Origin of the sequence: Streptomyces mayonensis, assembly GCF_018982965.1 — a bacterium.
Classification (GTDB): domain Bacteria; phylum Actinomycetota; class Actinomycetes; order Streptomycetales; family Streptomycetaceae; genus Streptomyces; species Streptomyces mayonensis.
Genome location: NZ_JACBYP010000093.1, coordinates 1 through 16006, shown reverse-complemented (window position 1 = coordinate 16006; position 16006 = coordinate 1). Strand labels below are relative to the sequence as shown.

Annotated in this window: 12 protein-coding genes; 5 read left to right on the top strand and 7 right to left on the bottom strand. The window is 72.8% G+C overall.

Features of this window, described 5'->3' with window-relative positions; translation table 11 throughout:
• The first annotated feature begins 178 nt into the window (after positions 1–178).
• Positions 179–985 carry an ABC transporter ATP-binding protein gene (locus HZS56_RS27830; protein WP_216723545.1) on the top strand — a complete coding sequence of 269 codons (807 nt, stop codon included), beginning with the start codon at positions 179–181 and terminating at the stop codon, positions 983–985.
• Positions 986–1037: 52 nt separating this feature from the next.
• On the top strand, positions 1038–2153 hold the full coding sequence (locus tag HZS56_RS27825; protein WP_253915018.1) for an iron-siderophore ABC transporter substrate-binding protein: 1116 nt from the start codon (positions 1038–1040) through the stop codon (positions 2151–2153).
• Between the two features lie 18 nt (positions 2154–2171).
• On the opposite strand, the gene HZS56_RS27820 is transcribed toward HZS56_RS27825, so the two are convergent.
• The 6 genes from HZS56_RS27820 to HZS56_RS27795 form a co-directional block, all read right to left on the bottom strand.
• Positions 2172–3410: a spore photoproduct lyase family protein gene (locus tag HZS56_RS27820; RefSeq protein ID WP_216723544.1), complete on the bottom strand. Its 1239-nt coding sequence runs from the start codon at positions 3408–3410 to the stop codon at positions 2172–2174.
• A gap of 249 nt (positions 3411–3659) precedes the next feature.
• The gene (locus tag HZS56_RS27815) at positions 3660–4451 is read right to left on the bottom strand and encodes an SAM-dependent methyltransferase (protein ID WP_216723543.1); all 792 of its coding nucleotides are present in this window, start codon (positions 4449–4451) and stop codon (positions 3660–3662) included.
• Positions 4452–4791: 340 nt separating this feature from the next.
• A complete protein-coding gene (locus HZS56_RS27810; protein ID WP_216723542.1) occupies positions 4792–6840 on the bottom strand; it encodes a beta-galactosidase in 2049 nt (682 codons plus the stop codon).
• A 27-nt stretch (positions 6841–6867) separates the two neighbouring features.
• Positions 6868–8214: an ABC transporter substrate-binding protein gene (locus HZS56_RS27805; protein ID WP_216723541.1), complete on the bottom strand. Its 1347-nt coding sequence runs from the start codon at positions 8212–8214 to the stop codon at positions 6868–6870.
• An 80-nt stretch (positions 8215–8294) separates the two neighbouring features.
• Positions 8295–9245, bottom strand: coding sequence for a carbohydrate ABC transporter permease (locus HZS56_RS27800; protein ID WP_216723540.1), 951 nt, complete (start codon positions 9243–9245; stop codon positions 8295–8297).
• Between the two features lie 6 nt (positions 9246–9251).
• On the bottom strand, positions 9252–10175 hold the full coding sequence (locus tag HZS56_RS27795) for a carbohydrate ABC transporter permease (RefSeq protein ID WP_216723539.1): 924 nt from the start codon (positions 10173–10175) through the stop codon (positions 9252–9254).
• Positions 10176–10423: 248 nt separating this feature from the next.
• Here HZS56_RS27795 and HZS56_RS27790 point away from each other — a divergent pair, with 248 nt between their 5' ends.
• The 3 genes from HZS56_RS27790 to HZS56_RS27780 all read left to right on the top strand — a co-directional run bounded on the left by HZS56_RS27790 (position 10424) and on the right by HZS56_RS27780 (position 14913).
• On the top strand, positions 10424–11491 hold the full coding sequence (locus HZS56_RS27790; RefSeq protein ID WP_374201216.1) for a LacI family DNA-binding transcriptional regulator: 1068 nt from the start codon (positions 10424–10426) through the stop codon (positions 11489–11491).
• A gap of 558 nt (positions 11492–12049) precedes the next feature.
• Positions 12050–13852 carry a thiamine pyrophosphate-requiring protein gene (locus HZS56_RS27785; protein WP_216723538.1) on the top strand — a complete coding sequence of 601 codons (1803 nt, stop codon included), beginning with the start codon at positions 12050–12052 and terminating at the stop codon, positions 13850–13852.
• Positions 13849–14913 (top strand): SDR family oxidoreductase, encoded by a 1065-nt coding sequence (locus tag HZS56_RS27780; protein WP_216723537.1) that lies wholly within the window; start codon positions 13849–13851, stop codon positions 14911–14913. Before HZS56_RS27785 ends, HZS56_RS27780 begins: the two co-directional genes overlap by 4 nt.
• A gap of 209 nt (positions 14914–15122) precedes the next feature.
• Here HZS56_RS27780 and HZS56_RS27775 read toward each other — a convergent pair whose 3' ends face one another.
• Positions 15123–15926 carry a YhjD/YihY/BrkB family envelope integrity protein gene (locus HZS56_RS27775; RefSeq protein ID WP_216723536.1) on the bottom strand — a complete coding sequence of 268 codons (804 nt, stop codon included), beginning with the start codon at positions 15924–15926 and terminating at the stop codon, positions 15123–15125.
• Positions 15927–16006 lie beyond the last annotated feature (80 nt).

Here is a 16006-nt window from a genome sequence, read left to right as displayed (position 1 = left end):
GACGCCCCGGACGGCACACCGGGACGGCACCACCGGGGGACAACATCCCGTCGACGCCGGACGTGCCGGACACGCCGTCGACGCCGGACGCGCCGGAGACCTCGCGGACCCCGCCCCCCCGGCACGGAGTCCCCGACCGCAGCACGTACCCCACCCCCCCGACAGCGAGGAGAGCACGGTGACGGTCCAGCACGCCCTGCAGACGCGGGGTCTCGGCCTCGGCTACGGAGAGCGCGAGATCATCTCCGGCCTGGACGTCGACCTGCCGCCGGGACGCCTGACGGTCGTCGTCGGCCCCAACGCCTGCGGCAAGTCCACCCTGCTGCGCGCGATGGCACGGCTGCTGACCCCGACCGCCGGCACCGTGCTCCTGGACGGCAAGGACATCCACGCCACCTCGACCAGGCAGGTCGCCACCGCCCTCGGGATGCTGCCGCAGACCCCGGTCGCCCCCGACGCGATCACCGTCGCCGACCTCGTCGGCCGGGGCCGTTACCCGCACCAGGGGTGGTTCCGCCGCTGGACCGCTGCCGACAGCGAGGGTGTCGCCGCGGCGATGCTCGCCACCGACGTCCTCGACCTCGCCGACCGCTCGGTGGACGAACTGTCGGGCGGACAGCGCCAGCGCGTGTGGATCGCCATGGCCCTCGCGCAGGAGACCGACATCCTCCTGCTCGACGAGCCCACCACCTACCTCGACATCAGCCACCAGCTGGACGTCCTGGACCTGCTCACCGACCTCAACCGGGACCGCGGTGTCACCCTCGCCGTGGTCCTGCACGACCTGAACCTGGCCTGCCGCTACGCCGATCACCTGATCGCCATGAAGGACGGCCGTGTCGTGGCCGAGGGGCCGCCCGCCGACGTCGTGACCGAGTCCCTCGTCGACGAGGTGTTCGGGCTGCGCTCGACGGTGATCCCGGACCCGGCGTCCGGCAGACCGATGGTCGTCCCCCTCGGCCGCCACCACATCACCTCCCCGTGACCGCCCCCGGGGAGCCTCTCCGCCTCCCCGACGAACCCTCCCCGGAGCCCCGATGAAGAAGAGAGCCCCCATGTCCCCGCACCGGCCTGCACGACCTGCACGACCTGCACGGACTGCCCGACAGGACCGACGGACCCGGCACGACCGACCGGCCCGCCCCGGCCGCAGCCTGTGGCGCCTGTGGTCCGCCGCCCTCCTCGCCGTGCTGCTCGGCGCCGTCGCCGCCTGCGGATCCGGCTCCTCCGGTGACGACGCGGCGTCCGACGCCTCCGACGCCTCCGGGGCGAAGTCGTCCGGCGCCTTCCCGGCGAAGGTCGGCACCAAGTTCGGCACCGTCACCGTCGAGTCACGGCCCGAACGGGTCGTGGCGCTCGGCTGGGGCGACGCCGAGACCGCCCTCGCCCTCGGCGTGCAGCCGGTCGGCCAGAGCGACTGGCTCGACTTCGGCGGCGACGGCGTCGGTCCCTGGGCCAAGGGCCTCTACGACGAGAGCCCCCAGAAGATCGGCACCCTTGAGCCCGAGTACGAGAAGATCGCCGCGCTCGAGCCCGACCTGATCCTGGACGTGAAGTCCAGCGGCGACCAGACCCGCTACGACACCCTCAGCAAGATCGCCCCGACCATCGGCGTGCCCAAGGGCGGCGACCAGTACAAGGTCTCCTGGCAGCAGCAGACCGAGCTGATCTCCACCGCCCTCGGCCTCGCGGACAAGGGCAAGCAGCTCACGGCCGACAACCAGAAGAAGTTCGCCGCCGCAGCCGAGGCGCACCCCGAGTTCAAGGACCGGACGATCACCATCGGCTCCCGCACGTCCGCCGGCTGGGGCGCCTACGTCAAGGGAACCGACCGGGTCAACTTCGTCCAGCAGCTCGGCTTCCGCAACAACCCGAAGGTCGACGCGGAGGCCGGTTCCGGGTTCTCCGTCACGGTCTCCGAGGAGAACCTGCAGATGCTCGACGCCGACCTGGTCGTCATGTCGCCCATCGGCGTCGGCGCCGGCAAGATCTCCGCCGACCCGCTCTTCAAGACGCTCCCCGCGGTGAAGCAGGGCCACTCCGTCGTCTTCGACGACCCGAACATCAGCCAGGCCTTCGCCACCAACTCCGTCCTGTCCGTCGGCTACGCCATCGAGAAGGTGGTCCCGCTCTTCGCCGACGCGGTGAAGTGACGCCGGCGCCCTCGGCCCTCAGAAGGCGTAGCGCACCCGCAGCCAGGGAGCGTGGGCGGCGATCAGGGCCCGGAGCCGGGCGACCGCCCTGGCCTTGACCCCGGCCCGGTAGCGCACGTTCAGCGCGCCGTTCTGCGAGCGCTTGTCCTCCTGGAGGTCCGGGCGCCACAGCACCTCCTCGGCGCGCGGGTGCCAGCCCAGGTTGACCTCGTGCAGCCCCGGGTTGTGCGTCAGCATGATCACCTCGGCGGCGGCCTGCCGCCTGACCCGCTCCGGCAGGACGTCGTCGAGGTGGCGCAGCAGTTCAGCCCACGCCTCCTCCCAGCCGGGCCGTACCACCACGGGGGAGAGGTTGAAGTGCACCTCGTACCCCGCGTCCAGGAAGTCGGCGGCCGCCGCGATGCGCTCGGCCACCGGTGAGGTGCGCACGTCCAGCAGCCGGGAGTCGTCCGGCGGCATCACCGAGAAGCGGATCCGGGTACGCCCGCGCGGATCGAGGGCCAGCAGGTCCGGGTTGACGAACTTGGTGGCGAAGGACGCCTTGGCCGTGGGCCACCCGGCGAAGGCACGCACGAGGTCCGCGGTGTTGTCGCTGATCAGGGCGTCCACCGAGCAGTCGCCGTTCTCACCGACGTCGTACACCCAGGCCTCGGGGTCGCACTGGTTCGGCTCGGTCTTCGGCCCGAGCCGGGCGATGTGCCGGCCGAGGTGGGCGATGATCCCCTCGATGTTGGTGAAGACGGTGACAGGGTTGGCGTAGCCCTTGCGGCGCGGCACGTAGCAGTAGGCGCAGGCCATCGCGCAGCCGTTGGAGGCGCCCGGCGCGATCCAGTCCGCGGAGCGGCCGTTGGGACGGGTGGCCAGGGTCTTCCTCTCGCCCAGGACGAGCGTCTCGCCCTTGACTCGCACCCAGCGCTCGACCCTGCCCTCGTTGCCGTGCAGACCGGGGATGTTCCAATGGGAGTCCACCTCGGTCAGCCGGGCGTCCGGGAACCGGGCCAGGACCTGCCGCCCGCGCGGGGAGACGGCCGCCGCGGGTTCGGCGAGGATCTCCCGCACCGGGAGCAGCCGCCAGGCGGCGGCGGAGTCCCGGAAGGCCGGACCGGAGCGCGGACCGGAGGACGGGCTGCACGACGGAGCGGAGGACGAACCGGGCGGCGGTGCGGAGGACGCGGGGGGCGGCCCGCCCGGCGTCAGGGCGTCCAGGCCGAAGAGCGTGCCGGAACCGTCGTCCGGCGCGGTGGACGGGTCGTGCATGAGGGCTCCGGGGCGGGAGTGCGGTGCGGCCCGGGCGGCGGGGATGCGGACCGGGACCTTCCACTGTACGAAGTGGCCGGCATCCTCCGGCGTGTCACGCGCCCGGCAGGGCGATCCGCGCGACACGCGCCCTCCCGGCACCGCAGGTCCGCCGTCCCGCTCGCCCGCACGCCGCCCGAGCCGGCAGGGGCCGGACGGCACCCGGCGTCGCCGCCGGTCCCGGCGCGGGGCTCGTCGGGCGTGTCCCGGTCAGGGGATGCGTGCCACGCCCGCGTAGATGCCGCTCTCCTCGGGCGCCGGCGGCTCCTGGCCGGCGCCGCTCCACTCCGTGGCGGTGACCAGCCCGGGCGGCACCAGCTCCAGGCCGTCGAAGAACCGGGCCACCTCCGCCCGGGTGCGGAAACCGAGGCGGATGCCGCCCTTCGCGTACTCGGCGATCACCTGCTCGGCCAGCTCGGGGAAGCGGTCGATCGCGGCGTGCGAGAGAACCAGGTGGCTGCCCGCGGGGAGGGTGTCGACCAGGCCCCGGACGATCCCGTGGGCGTTCTGGTCGTCGGGGATGAAGTGCATCAGGGCGATCAGCGACAGCGCGATCGGCCGGTCGAAGTCGAGGATCTCGCGGGCGTGCCGGACGATCTCCTCCGGCTCGCGGACGTCGGCCTGGATGTAGTCCGTGGCGCCCTCGGGGGTGCTGACCAGCAGGGCTTCCGCGTGGCGCAGGACGATCGGGTCGTTGTCGGCGTAGACGACCCGGGCGGTCGGCACCGTGCGCTGCACGATCTGGTGCAGGTTGGGTTCGGTGGGGATGCCGGTGCCGATGTCCAGGAACTGGTCGATGCCCTGCGCGGCGAGGTGGGCCACCGCGCGGTTCATGAAGGCACGGTTCTGCCGCGCCGCGTCCCGCGCCTCGGGCGGCAGGGTCTCGCCCACCGCCTCGTCGACGGGGTAGTTGTCCTTGCCGCCCAGCAGCCAGTCGTAGACCCGCGCCGGGTGGGCCCGGCCGGTGTCGATCCGGGGAGGCTGGGTGTGGTCCGTCGTCATGGCAGGCTCCGTGGTCCGGGAGGTGACGCTCCGCCGCGCTTTCGATCATCGTACTGCCATGCGGGCCGTGCCATGTGCCGCACCGGCCGCGGAAGTTGCCGGCCCCCGGAGCCGGACGCCACCGGGGTGCACCGTGCGGGGGGCGGGCGGCGGCTCCGCTGCCGGTCGGCGGCGGTGGCCGTGCGCGGCACCCGGGTCGGGTTTCCGGCGACGACCGCCATGGTCGGCACGTGCGCGGCCCCACACTGCAGCCGCCGGCCGCCGGACGGGGGGGTCGGTTCGGCGCCCCGGCCCGCCCCGGGACAGGGCGGGCCGGGAAGCGGAACGGGCGGGCGCGGGGTCAGTCGCCCGGGGTACGGAGGACGGCCACGGCGCGGGGCGCCAGCAGCACGCCGTCGCCACCGCCGTCCCTGTCGCCCACCAGGACCTCCCCGGCGATCCCGGGGACCGTCACGCTCTCGTCGGTCCGGTTGACCAGGAACAGGAACCGGCCGCCGGGGCCGCGGCGCACGGTGGCCTCCACCGATCCGCCCACCGCGGCGGGCAGTTCCGCGGTCACACCGGCCGGTCCCAGCAGCCGCGGCAGCAGCGCGGTGAGGCCGTCCGCGCCGAGCCGGGTCGAGACGTAGGAGGCCGAGCCGCCGTCCGTGGGGCGCCGGGTGACCGCCGGACGGCCCGCGTGCGTGCCGGTGCGGTAGCGGACGAGTACCTCGGTCCGCGGGTCCGTCACCGTGACCTGGTCCGTCCACAGGGTGCCGGTGCCCGCGTCGTCCAGCGCGACGCTCTGCCCGGCGGGCAGCGGGCCGAACTCCTCGACGCGGACGCCGAGCAGATCGCGCAGGGCGCCCGGGTGGCCGCCGAGCCAGACGTGGTCGTTCTCGTCGACGACCCCGGAGAAGTACGTGGTGACCAGGTGCCCGCCCTGCTCGGCGTACCGGGTGAGGTCCTTGGCCAGCCCGGCCGGCACCAGGTGCAGCACGGGAGCGATCAGCATCCGGTGACGGCTCAGGTCGGCGCCGGTGGGGACGACGTCGGCGCGGACGCCGAGGCGGAGCAGGGCCGAGTACCAGTCGAGGGCCTCCCGGTGGTAGTCGAGCAGGGAGGTGGGGTGCGAGTCCTGCTCGCTCGCCCACCACGACTCCCAGTCGAAGAGGATGCCGACCCGGGCGGGCTCCCGCTCGCTCCCCGCGACCGGCGCGAGCGCCTTCAGGGTGTCGCCGAGGGCCACGGCCGCGCGGAACACGTCGCTGTCGGGTCCGGCGTGCGGGACCATCGCCGAGTGGTACTTCTCGGCGCCGGCCACCGACTGGCGCCACTGGAAGAAGCAGACCGCGTCGGCGCCGTGGGCCACGTGGGTCAGCGAGTCCCGGGCCATCTCCCCGGGCCGTTTGGCCTGGTTGACGGGCTGCCAGTTCACCGCGCTGGTCGAGTGCTCCATCAGGAACCAGGGCCGGCCGCCCGCGATGCCGCTGGTCAGGTTCGCCGAGAAGGACAGTTCGTCGCGGTCGCGGGGACCCGGCACCACGTAGTGGTCGTTGGCGACGAAGTCCACCTCACCGGCCCAGTCCGCGTAGTTCATGCCCTTGGTGCCCGGCATCACCATGAAGTTGGTGGTGACGGGGACGCCGGGCGTCAGCTCCCGCAGGATCGCCCGCTCCGCCAGCAGATGGCCCTTGAGCGCGTCGGAGGAGAAGCGCTTGAAGTCCAGCTGCTGGGTCGGGTTCGGGTGGGAGGCGGCCAGCCGCGGCGGCAGGATCTCGTCCCAGTCGCCGTAGCGCTGCGACCAGAACGCCGTGCCCCAGGCGTGGTTGAGGGCGTCCGTCGTTCCGTAGCGGGCACGCAGCCAGTCGCGGAAGGCGCGGGCCGCGTCGTCGGAGTAGTCGTACACGTTGTGGCAGCCCAGCTCGTTGTTGACGTGCCAGGCGACCAGCGCCGGGTGGTCCGCGTACCGGGCCGCCAGCTTCCGGACCAGGCGCAGGGCGTGCTCGCGGAAGACGGGGGAGGTGGGACGCCAGTGCTGGCGTGCGCCCGGCCACAGGGTCTCGCCCCGGTGGGTGACCGGGAGGATCTCGGGGTGTGCGGTGGTCAGCCAGGGTGGCGGCGAGGCGGTGGCGGTGGCCAGGTCGACGCCGACCCCGTGCGCGTGCAGCAGGTCCATCACCTCGTCGAGCCAGGCGAAGTCCCAGGTGCCGGGGCCGGGCTGGAGGCGGGCCCAGGAGAAGATGCCGAGCGACACGATGTTGACGCCGGCCTCGCGCATCAGCCGTACGTCCTCCTCCCACACCTCCCGGGGCCACTGCTCGGGGTTGTAGTCGGCGCCGTAGGCGAGGCGGTGGGTGGGCGCGCCGTCCGGTCCGCGGTGCAGGCGGGACAGGAGGGTGGAGATCATGGCGGTCCTTCCGGTGGGCTGCCTGGGCTACCGGTCGACGGTGAAGCCCTGCTTGTTGCCGTAGTCGACGCTGGCCTGCTGCCAGGACTCCAGGCCCTCGGCCAGCGTGGTGCCGGAGACGTAGGCCTTGCCGACGGTGTCGTTGAAGACCGAGTTCGCGTACACCTGGTAGGGGAGGTACGACCAGTCGTCGGCGACGTTCGCCGCCGACTCGGCGAAGATCTTGTTGGCCTTCTGGCCGCCGAAGTAGTCGAACGCGGTGTCCTGGAAGGCGGTGGACTGCAGGTCCGCGGTGGTGGCGGGGAACGCCCCGTTCTCAAGGCGGGTCTTGACGCCGTCACCGGCGTTCGCGTACTCGACGAAGGCGTAGGCCAGCGCCTCGTTCTCGCCCAGCTCGGGCAGCGCGAGCGCGCTGCCGCCGTTCTCCGCGCTGTCGCCGGCGCCCGCGGTCCACTGCGGCAGCGGCGCGACGCGCCAGTCTCCTGCCGCGTCCTTCACGCCCGAGACGAGGTTGGCCGGCATCCACGCGCCGGTGGCGAGGGTCGCTATGGTGCCGTCGCCGAGGGCCTTGTACCAGTCGTCGGTCCAGGGGTTGACGGAGGCGAGGAGCTTCTCGTCGATGAGCTTCTGCCAGGTGTCGGTGTACTTCTTGGTGCCCTGGTCCGAGAAGTCGATCCGCACCTCGGTGCCCTTCACCGTGTACGGACGCGAACCGGCCTGCCAGAGCAGGCTGGTGGTGACCCCGGCGTCGCCCGTGTCGGCGGTGATGTACGCCTTCGGGTCCGCCTTGTGCAGGTCGCGGGCGGCGTCCAGGTACTCGGCCCAGGTGGTGGGCACGTCGATGCCGTACTTGTCGAAGACCTTCTTGTTGTAGAACAGCGCCATCGGACCGGAGTCCATCGGCAGCGCGTAGACACGGTCGGTGCCGGCCTGGACTCCCTTCCACGGGCCCGGCGAGAACTGCGCGGACAGCTTGCCCGCGCCGAAGCCCTCCAGGTCGGTGAGCTGCTCGGTCAGGGCGTACTGGCCCATCGCGTAGTACTCGATCTGGGCGACGTCCGGGACGCCCTTCTTCGCCGAGATCGCGTTCTGCAGCGCGGTGTACTGGTCGTTGTTGGTGCCCGCGTTGACGAGTTCGACCTCGACGCCGGGGTGCTTCTTCTCGAAGTCGGCCGCCACCTGCTTCAGCGTGGGCTCCCACGCCCACACCGTGATGGTGCCGCCCTTCTTCAGGGCCGCCCGGATGTCGTCCTCGGACACGGACTTCTGGCCGGACCCGTCGGCGCCGGACTCCTGCCCGCAGGCGGCGACCCCCAGGGCGAGGGCGCAGGCGAGTCCGAGGCCGCGCAGCAGGCGGCGCGAGTGCTTGGGCATGGGCGGGTTTCCACTTCTGAGGAGGGGACGGGAGGAGAGGAGGCGGGGAAGGACGGGGGGAGAAGGGGAGCGGAGTGGAGCTACTCCTTGACGCTTCCGGCGGCGAGACCGGACCGCCAGTACTTCTGGAGCAGCAGGAAGGCCGCGATCAGCGGCAGGACGGTGATGAGCGAACCGGTGACGACGAGGTGGAAGACGGCCTCGCCGCCCGCGGTCGCGGCCTGGGCGTTCCAGCTGTTCAGGCCGAGGGTCAGCGGATACCAGTCGGGATCCTTGAGCATGACGAGCGGCAGGAAGTAGTTGTTCCAGGTGGCGACCATGGTGAACAGCAGTACGGTCACGATGCCCGGTGCCAGCAGCGGCAGGGCGACCGTGAGGAAGGTGCGCACCTCGCCCGCGCCGTCGATGCGGGCGGCCTCCATCAGCTCGGCCGGCACCGCCTCGGTCGCGAACACCCACATCAGGTACAGGCCGAACGGCGAGATCAGCGAAGGGACGATCACCGCCCAGGGGGTGTTGGTGAGCCCCATGCGGCTGAACATCAGGAAGGTCGGCACCGCGAGTGCCGTCCCCGGCACGGCCACCGCGCCGATGACGACGGCGAAGACGGCCCGTCGGCCCGGGAAGTCGAACTTGGCGAGCGCGTAACCGCCGAGCACGGCGAGGACCGTGGCGCCGCCCGCGCCGAGCCCCACGTACAGCACGGTGTTGAGCAGCCAGCGGGTGAAGACGCCGTCGTCGTAGGTGAAGGTCTGGCCGATGTTGTCCCACAGGGCGAAGTCGCCGTCGAACCAGAGCCCGAAGGAACGGGACAGGCCCTGCTGCGTCTTGGTGGCGCCGAGCACCAGCCAGATCAGCGGGACCAGGCTGTACAGCAGCACCAGACCGGTGAGCACGGTCAGCAGGACGCTGCGCCGCGGCCGGTCGGCCGAGTACCGGTGCCGCGGAGCGCGCAGCCGGGGTGCGGGGCCCGCGCCCCCGGACGGTGCGGCGGGGGAGCGGTCGAAGACGGTGGCGGCGGGAGGGGGCATCGCTGATCACACTCCCTTGCGCATGCCGCGCAGCTGGACGACGTAGGCGATGACCATGGTGATCAGCCCCATCACGATGGCGACCGTCGCGGAGTAGTTGTGCTGCTGCCCGTTGAAGGAGAGCGCGTAGGTGTAGGAGTTGGGCGTGAAGTCGGTGGTGACGGCGTTGGGCGCCAGCGGCTGGAGGATGCTGGGCTCGTTGAAGAGCTGGAAGCTGCCGATGACGGAGAAGATCGTGGCGATGACCAGGGCGCCGCGGATGGCCGGGAGCTTGACGGCGGTGATCACACGGAGCTGACCGGCCCCGTCGATCTGCGCCGCCTCGTAGAGCGAGTGCGGGACGACCCGCAGCGCCGCGTAGAAGATCAGCATGTTGTACCCGACGAACTCCCAGGTCACGATGTTGCCGATGGAGGCGAGCACCAGGTCGGGGGAGAGCGGGTCGGGCAGGGAGACGCCCAGCGCGTCGTTGATGTCACCGACCAGGCCGAAGCGGGTGCCGTACATGAAGCCCCACATCAGGGTCGCCACCACGGCGGGCACGGCGTACGGCAGGAAGATCGAGACGCGGAAGAAGTCCCGGCCGTACAGGCGTCCGCTGTCCAGCGCCAGGGCCACGAGCAGCGCGATGCCGAGCATGACCGGCACCTGCACGGCGAGGAAGAGCGAGACCCGGCCGAGCGCGGCCCAGAACTGCTCGTCCCCGAGCGCCTGTCGGTAGTTGTCCAGGCCGACGAAGGTGTTCCCGCCGATGAGCCGGTCGCGGAACAGGCTCAGGTACACGGAGTACGCGATCGGTGCGAGGAAGACCAGGGCGAACACGGCGACGAACGGACCGAGGAAGCCCCATCCCCGCCAGGAGCGGCGGCTCCGTCTCACCGGGGGCGGGGCGGGCCGCGGTCGGGCGGCCGGCGATGGCAGGGTCGTCACGTCGTCCTCCGCTCGTCCACTCTCCGGAGCCGCGGCATGTTTGCGCAAACATCACGCCGGCACGTGTGATGCCGGGTGTTATGTTTGCGTAAACATTTGCTGGCGGCATGTCTACACGCCCCTGCGGACAGGGGTCAAGGTGCCGGGCAGGCCGGAAACCGGCCGCGGTGGAGGAAGCACGGGCAGGACGCGGGGGACGCGCGAACAGGGCGGTGCGGGGAGTGCGGCGGGAAGGTGGCGGACGGCGCGTGGAAACGGCTGACGGGGTCGCGGAGCCGCAGGGAGCGGGCGCACGGCGCCGGCGCGGGGGGCGGGCGGCGACGGCGTCCATGGCGGACGTGGCCCGGCTTGCGGGCGTCTCCTCGCAGACAGTGTCCCGGGTCTCGAACGGCTACGCCGGCGTGACCGAGGAGACCCGGCGGCAGGTGCTGGCGGCCATGAAGGAACTGGGCTACCGGCCCAACAGCGCGGCCCGGGCCCTCAAGCGCGGCGAGTTCCGCACCATCGGCGTCATCACCTTCTCGCTGGCGACGACCGGCAACGTGCGCACCCTGGAGGCCATCGCCACCTCCGCCGCGAGCCAGGGGTACGCGGTGACGCTGCTGCCCGTCGCGGTTCCCACCCAGGACGAGGTGAGCGGTGCGTTCACGCGGCTGGAGGAACTGGCCGTCGACGCGGTGATCGTCATCATGGAGGTCCACCTCCTGGACGCGGCGACCCTGACGCTGCCGCCCCATGTGCAGGTCGTCGTGGTCGACTCCGACGCAGGCGACCACTACACGGTCGTCGACACCGACCAGGCCGGCGGTACCCGCGCGGCCGTCCGGCACCTGCTGGAGCTCGGCCACGGCACCGTGTGGCACCTCGGCGGTCCCGAGGGCTCCTTCGCCGCGCAGCGCCGCGCCGACGCCTGGCGGCACACGCTCGCCGAGGCCGGCCGCACCCCGCCGCCGCTCGTGCGGGGCGACTGGTCGGCGGAGTCCGGCTACCGGGCCGGCCTCGAGCTGGCCGCCCGGCCCGAGTGCACGGCGGTCTTCGCGGCCAACGACCAGATGGCCCTCGGCCTCGTGCGCGCCCTGCACGAGCACGGCCGGCGGGTCCCCGGGGACGTCAGCGTCATCGGCTTCGACGACATCGCGGAGGCCGGGTCCTTCCTGCCCCCGCTGACCACCGTCCACCAGGACTTCGCCGAAGTCGGGCGGCTCTGCGTCGAGGCCGTGCTGCGCCAGATGCGCGAGGGCGGCCCGGAGCGCGGCACCACCCTGGTGCCGACCCGGCTGGTGACCCGCGCGAGCACGGCGCCGCCGCCCGCGTGAGAGCGGCCCGCGCAGGAGGTGAGAGCGGCCCGCGCAGGAGGAGGGGTGCCCGAGGGCGGCAGGTCCCCCTCGGGCGCCCCGCGCGGCAAGGGCCAGGAGGCCGCCGGCCGCCGGCCTCGCCCCCTGTCCGCTGCTCCCGGCTCCCTGTCCCCGGTCCCCGGGGCGCAGGGGGCGCCACGCGGCGCGAAGGCCGTCCGTTCTCGTGGCAGGCGGTCCGTTCCCGGGCGGACCGCCCGTTCGCGCTTTGCGGGCGTGCGTCCCCTCGGCGGGCCGTCCGTTCGCGGCCGACGGGTGTCTGTCCTCGGGTGAGGGCGCCTGCCGTCGGGTCTGCGGGTGTCTGTCCTCGGGCGGGGGCATCCGTCGTCGGGTCTGCGGGTGTCTGTCCTGGGGTGTGGGCGTCTGTCGTCGGGTCTGCGGGTGTCTGTCCTCGGGCGGGGCCGCGCCCCCGGTCCGCGGCCGTCCGTCCTCCCGCGGGGCCGCCCGCCCCCGGTTTACGGACGCCCCCGCAGGCAACTCCACAACCCGACCGTTCGTCCGAACACGCCCGGGAGAGCCCTCATGACCCAAGTCGCCGACTATGTGCTCCAGCGCCTGTCCGAGTGGGGCGTGAAGCGGGTGTACGGCTATCCGGGCGACGGCATCAACGGCCTGCTCGGCGCGTTCGACCGGGCCGACGGCGACCCGGAGTTCATCCAGGCGCGGCACGAGGAGATGGCCGCGTTCATGGCCTGCGGCCACGCAAAGTTCACCGGCGAGGTCGGCTGCTGCATCGCCACGTCGGGGCCGGGCGCCGTGCACCTGCTCAACGGCCTCTACGACGCCAAGCTCGACCACCAGCCCGTCGTCGCGGTGGTCGGCCAGCAGAAGCGGCTGTCGCTGGGCACCCACTACCAGCAGGAGATCGCCCTCGACCAGCTGTTCGCGGACGTGTCCGAGTTCTGCCAGATGGTCGTGCACCCCGGCCAGGCCCGGCACGTCATCGACCGCGCCTTCAAGACCGCGCTGACCACCCGGAGCGTCGCCACGGTCATCATCCCCAACGACATCCAGGAGGAGGAGGCCCAGCCCTCCCCGCCCAGGGAGCACGGTTCGGTCTTCTCCAGCGTCGGCTGGAGCCAACCCCGCGTGCTGCCCGACCTCGATGAACTGCGCAGGGCCGCCGACGTCCTCAACGCGGGCGGCAAGGTGGCCATGCTGGTCGGCCAGGGCGCCGCGAAGGCGGAGGCCGAGGTCATGGAGGTCGCCGAACTGCTGGGCGCGGGCGTCGCCAAGGCCCTGCTCGGCCGCGAGGTCCTGCCCGACGACCTGCCGTACGTCACCGGCCCCATCGGCCTGCTGGGCAGCAAGGCCAGCGACAAGATGATCAAGGGCTGCGACACACTCCTCATGGTCGGCAGCAGCTTCCCCTACTCGGAGTGGCTGCCGGAGGAGGGCCAGGCACGCGGCGTCGAGATCGACATCGACGGCCGCATGATCGGCATCCGGTACCCGATGGACGCCCACCTCGTCGGCGACTCGAGGGAGACCCTGCGCGCCCTGATCCCGATGCTCGACCGCAAGAAGGACCGCGGCTGGCGGGAGAAGATCGAGAAGGACGTCCGGGAGTGGCACGACCTGTGCGACCGCTGGGCGGGCGAGCACTTCGGCAGGACCATCAACCCCCAGTCCGTCGCCGCCGAGCTCTCGCCGCGGCTGCCCGACGACGTCGTCCTGACCGCCGACTCCGGCTCCGGTACCAACTGGTGGGCACGCCACCTCGAGCTCCGCGACGGCATGCGGGCCTCGCTCTCCGGCACGCTCGCCACGATGGGCCCGGGGACGCCGTACGCCATCGCGGCCCGGTTCGCGTACCCGGAGCGGCCGGTGATCGCCTTCGTCGGGGACGGCGCGTTCCAGATGAACGGCATGAACGAGATGATCACCGTGAAGCGCTACCTGGACCGCCTGTCCGGGACGGCGCCCCTGGTCTTCTGCGTCTTCAACAACCAGGACCTCAACCAGGTCACCTGGGAGCAGCGCGCCATGGCCGGCGACCCCAAGTACCCCGGCTCCCAGGACATCCCCGACGTGCCCTACGCCGCCTACGCCGAACTCCTCGGCCTGAAGGGCATCGTCTGCGACGACCCCAAGAAGGTCGGCTCCGCCTGGGACGAGGCGCTCGCCGCCGACGGGCCCGTCGTCCTCGAGTTCAAGGTGGACGCGGAGATCGCGCCGATCCCGCCCCACATCATGAAGGAACAGGGCAAGAAGGCGGTCAAGGCGGCGCTGCACGACCCGCAGGCCACCGGCATCGCCACCAAGGGCGTACGGCAGAAGCTCACCGAGTACGCCGAGCACCTCCCCGGCCGGGGAAAGAAGTGAGCGAGGCGCGAGGCGCCCCGCACGGCGGACGGCGCCGCCGGCGCGGCGGCACGGGGGTCGTCGTCGTCACCGGGGCCAGCGGCGGCGTGGGCCGGGCCACCGCACGGGCCTTCGGGGCCCGAGGCAGCGCCGTCGCCCTGATCGCGCGCGGCGAGTACGCCCTCGACCGCGCGGCCGAGGAGGTCCGCGCGGCCGGCGGGCGGGCGCTGCCGCTGGCCGTGGACGTGGCCGACCCGGACGCCGTGGAGGCGGCCGCCACCCGGGTCGAGGAGGAGCTGGGCCCCATCGACGTATGGGTGAACGCCGCGTTCTCCACCGTCTTCGCCCCCGTGCCGGAGATCGAGCCCGGGGAACTGCGGCGGGCCACCGAAGTGACGTACTTCGGCTTCGTCCACGGCACCCAGGCGGCCCTGCGGCGGATGACCCCGCGCGACCGCGGCACCATCGTCCAGGTCGGCTCGGCCCTGGCCCGGCGCAGCGTTCCGCTCCAGGCGGTGTACTGCGGGGCCAAGCACGCCATCCAGGGATTCACCGAGTCCCTGCGCTGCGAACTGCTGCACGACCGCAGCAACGTGCGGGTCACCATGGTCCAGATGCCCGGCCTCAACACGCCCCAGTTCAGCTGGGTCCTGACCCGGCTGCCCCGGCACCCGCGCCCGGTCGCCCCGGTGTACCAGCCCGAGGTCGCGGCGCGGGCGGTGCTCCACGCCGCCGACCATCCCGAGCGGCGCGAGTACTGGGTCGGCGGCTCCACCGTCGCCACCCTGCTCGGCCAGATGCTCATCCCCGGGCTGCTCGACCGCTACCTGGGCCGCACCGGCTACGCCGGACAGCAGACCGACCGGCCCGTCGACCCGTCGCGGCCCGTCAACCTCTGGGAGCCGCCGGACGGCACCGCTCCGGACGACTACGGCGCGCATGGTGTCTTCGACGACGAGGCCCATCCGCACAGCGCCCAGTTCTGGCTCTCCCGCCACCGCCGGCCGCTGGCCCTGGCGGGCGCCGTGACCGCGGCGGCGGGCGCGGCCGTCGCCGGCGGACTGCGCCGGCGCTCCCCGTGAACCGTCCCGGCCGGGCAGGCTCCGGAGCGGGCCCGCGGACTGTTCGGGGAGGTTCGGGAGCGGGCCCGAGGACCGTCCGGAGCTGTTCCGGACCGGGGCGGGCGGCCGAGCGGGGTCCGAGGACCCTACGGGCCGGTCCAGGGGCGGACCGGGGAGGGGCGGCGAGGCCGGTCGGGCTCCCGGCGAGGCCGGTCGGGCTCCCCGCGGAGTCAGTCGGGCTCCCGGTCGATGGTGCGGGTCCACCAGTGGTGCTCGCAGAACCAGTGCCCGACCATCGCGCCGCCGAAGACGACGAACCCCACGCCGATCAGCCAGGACTCGACCACGAGCACGATCCCGACGGTGCCGTAGCTGATCGCGTTGTCGAGGATGAGCGGTGTGAAGACCAGGTACGAGAAGCCGCGCAGGCCGATGAGCCCCACCATGGTCGCCAGCGCCCCCGGCAGCAGGTCCCGCCAGCGGACCTGGCTGCCCAGCAGGAAGTGCTGGCCCCACCAGAAGAACAGGATGCCGGTGGCGGTGGACAGCGCGATCCGCGCCGACCCGTGCAGGGCCGTCCGGGTCTGCACCTCCTGGTAGAGGTACGCGGTCAGCGCCACCACCCAGGTCGCCTGGCGCCAGACCCGGTGCCACGGGCCGGACGGCAGCCCCCAGACGCGTTCGTAGCCGTTCTGGACGCTCGACGCGAAGGACACGCCGAAGACCGCGAGCAGGATGCCGCCCCACACGCTCGTCGTTCCCACGACCTTGGTCGGCGGGCTGACGATGTCGGTCAGCACGCGCGCCGACCGCCCGGACAGCCCCATCCCGTCGGCCAGCCAGGACGCGAATCCGCCGCGGCCCAACGGGTCGGCGGCGGCCACCACGATCAGCAGCGGCGCCAGCGTGACCAGGGCGAGCGTGGCGAAGCCCATGGCCCGGTGCATCAGCTCCAGCTCCCGGCCGCGCGCGACGAGGGCGGACGCGGCCAGCCGGTCCCACATGCGGTGGAACGGCCGCCACAACCGGTTCACAGGTGCTCCCAGGGCGTCCTTTCGACGGCTCGCGGACGGGAACTGAGTGACCCGGTCGCCGCCCCCACAAACCCCCGCCC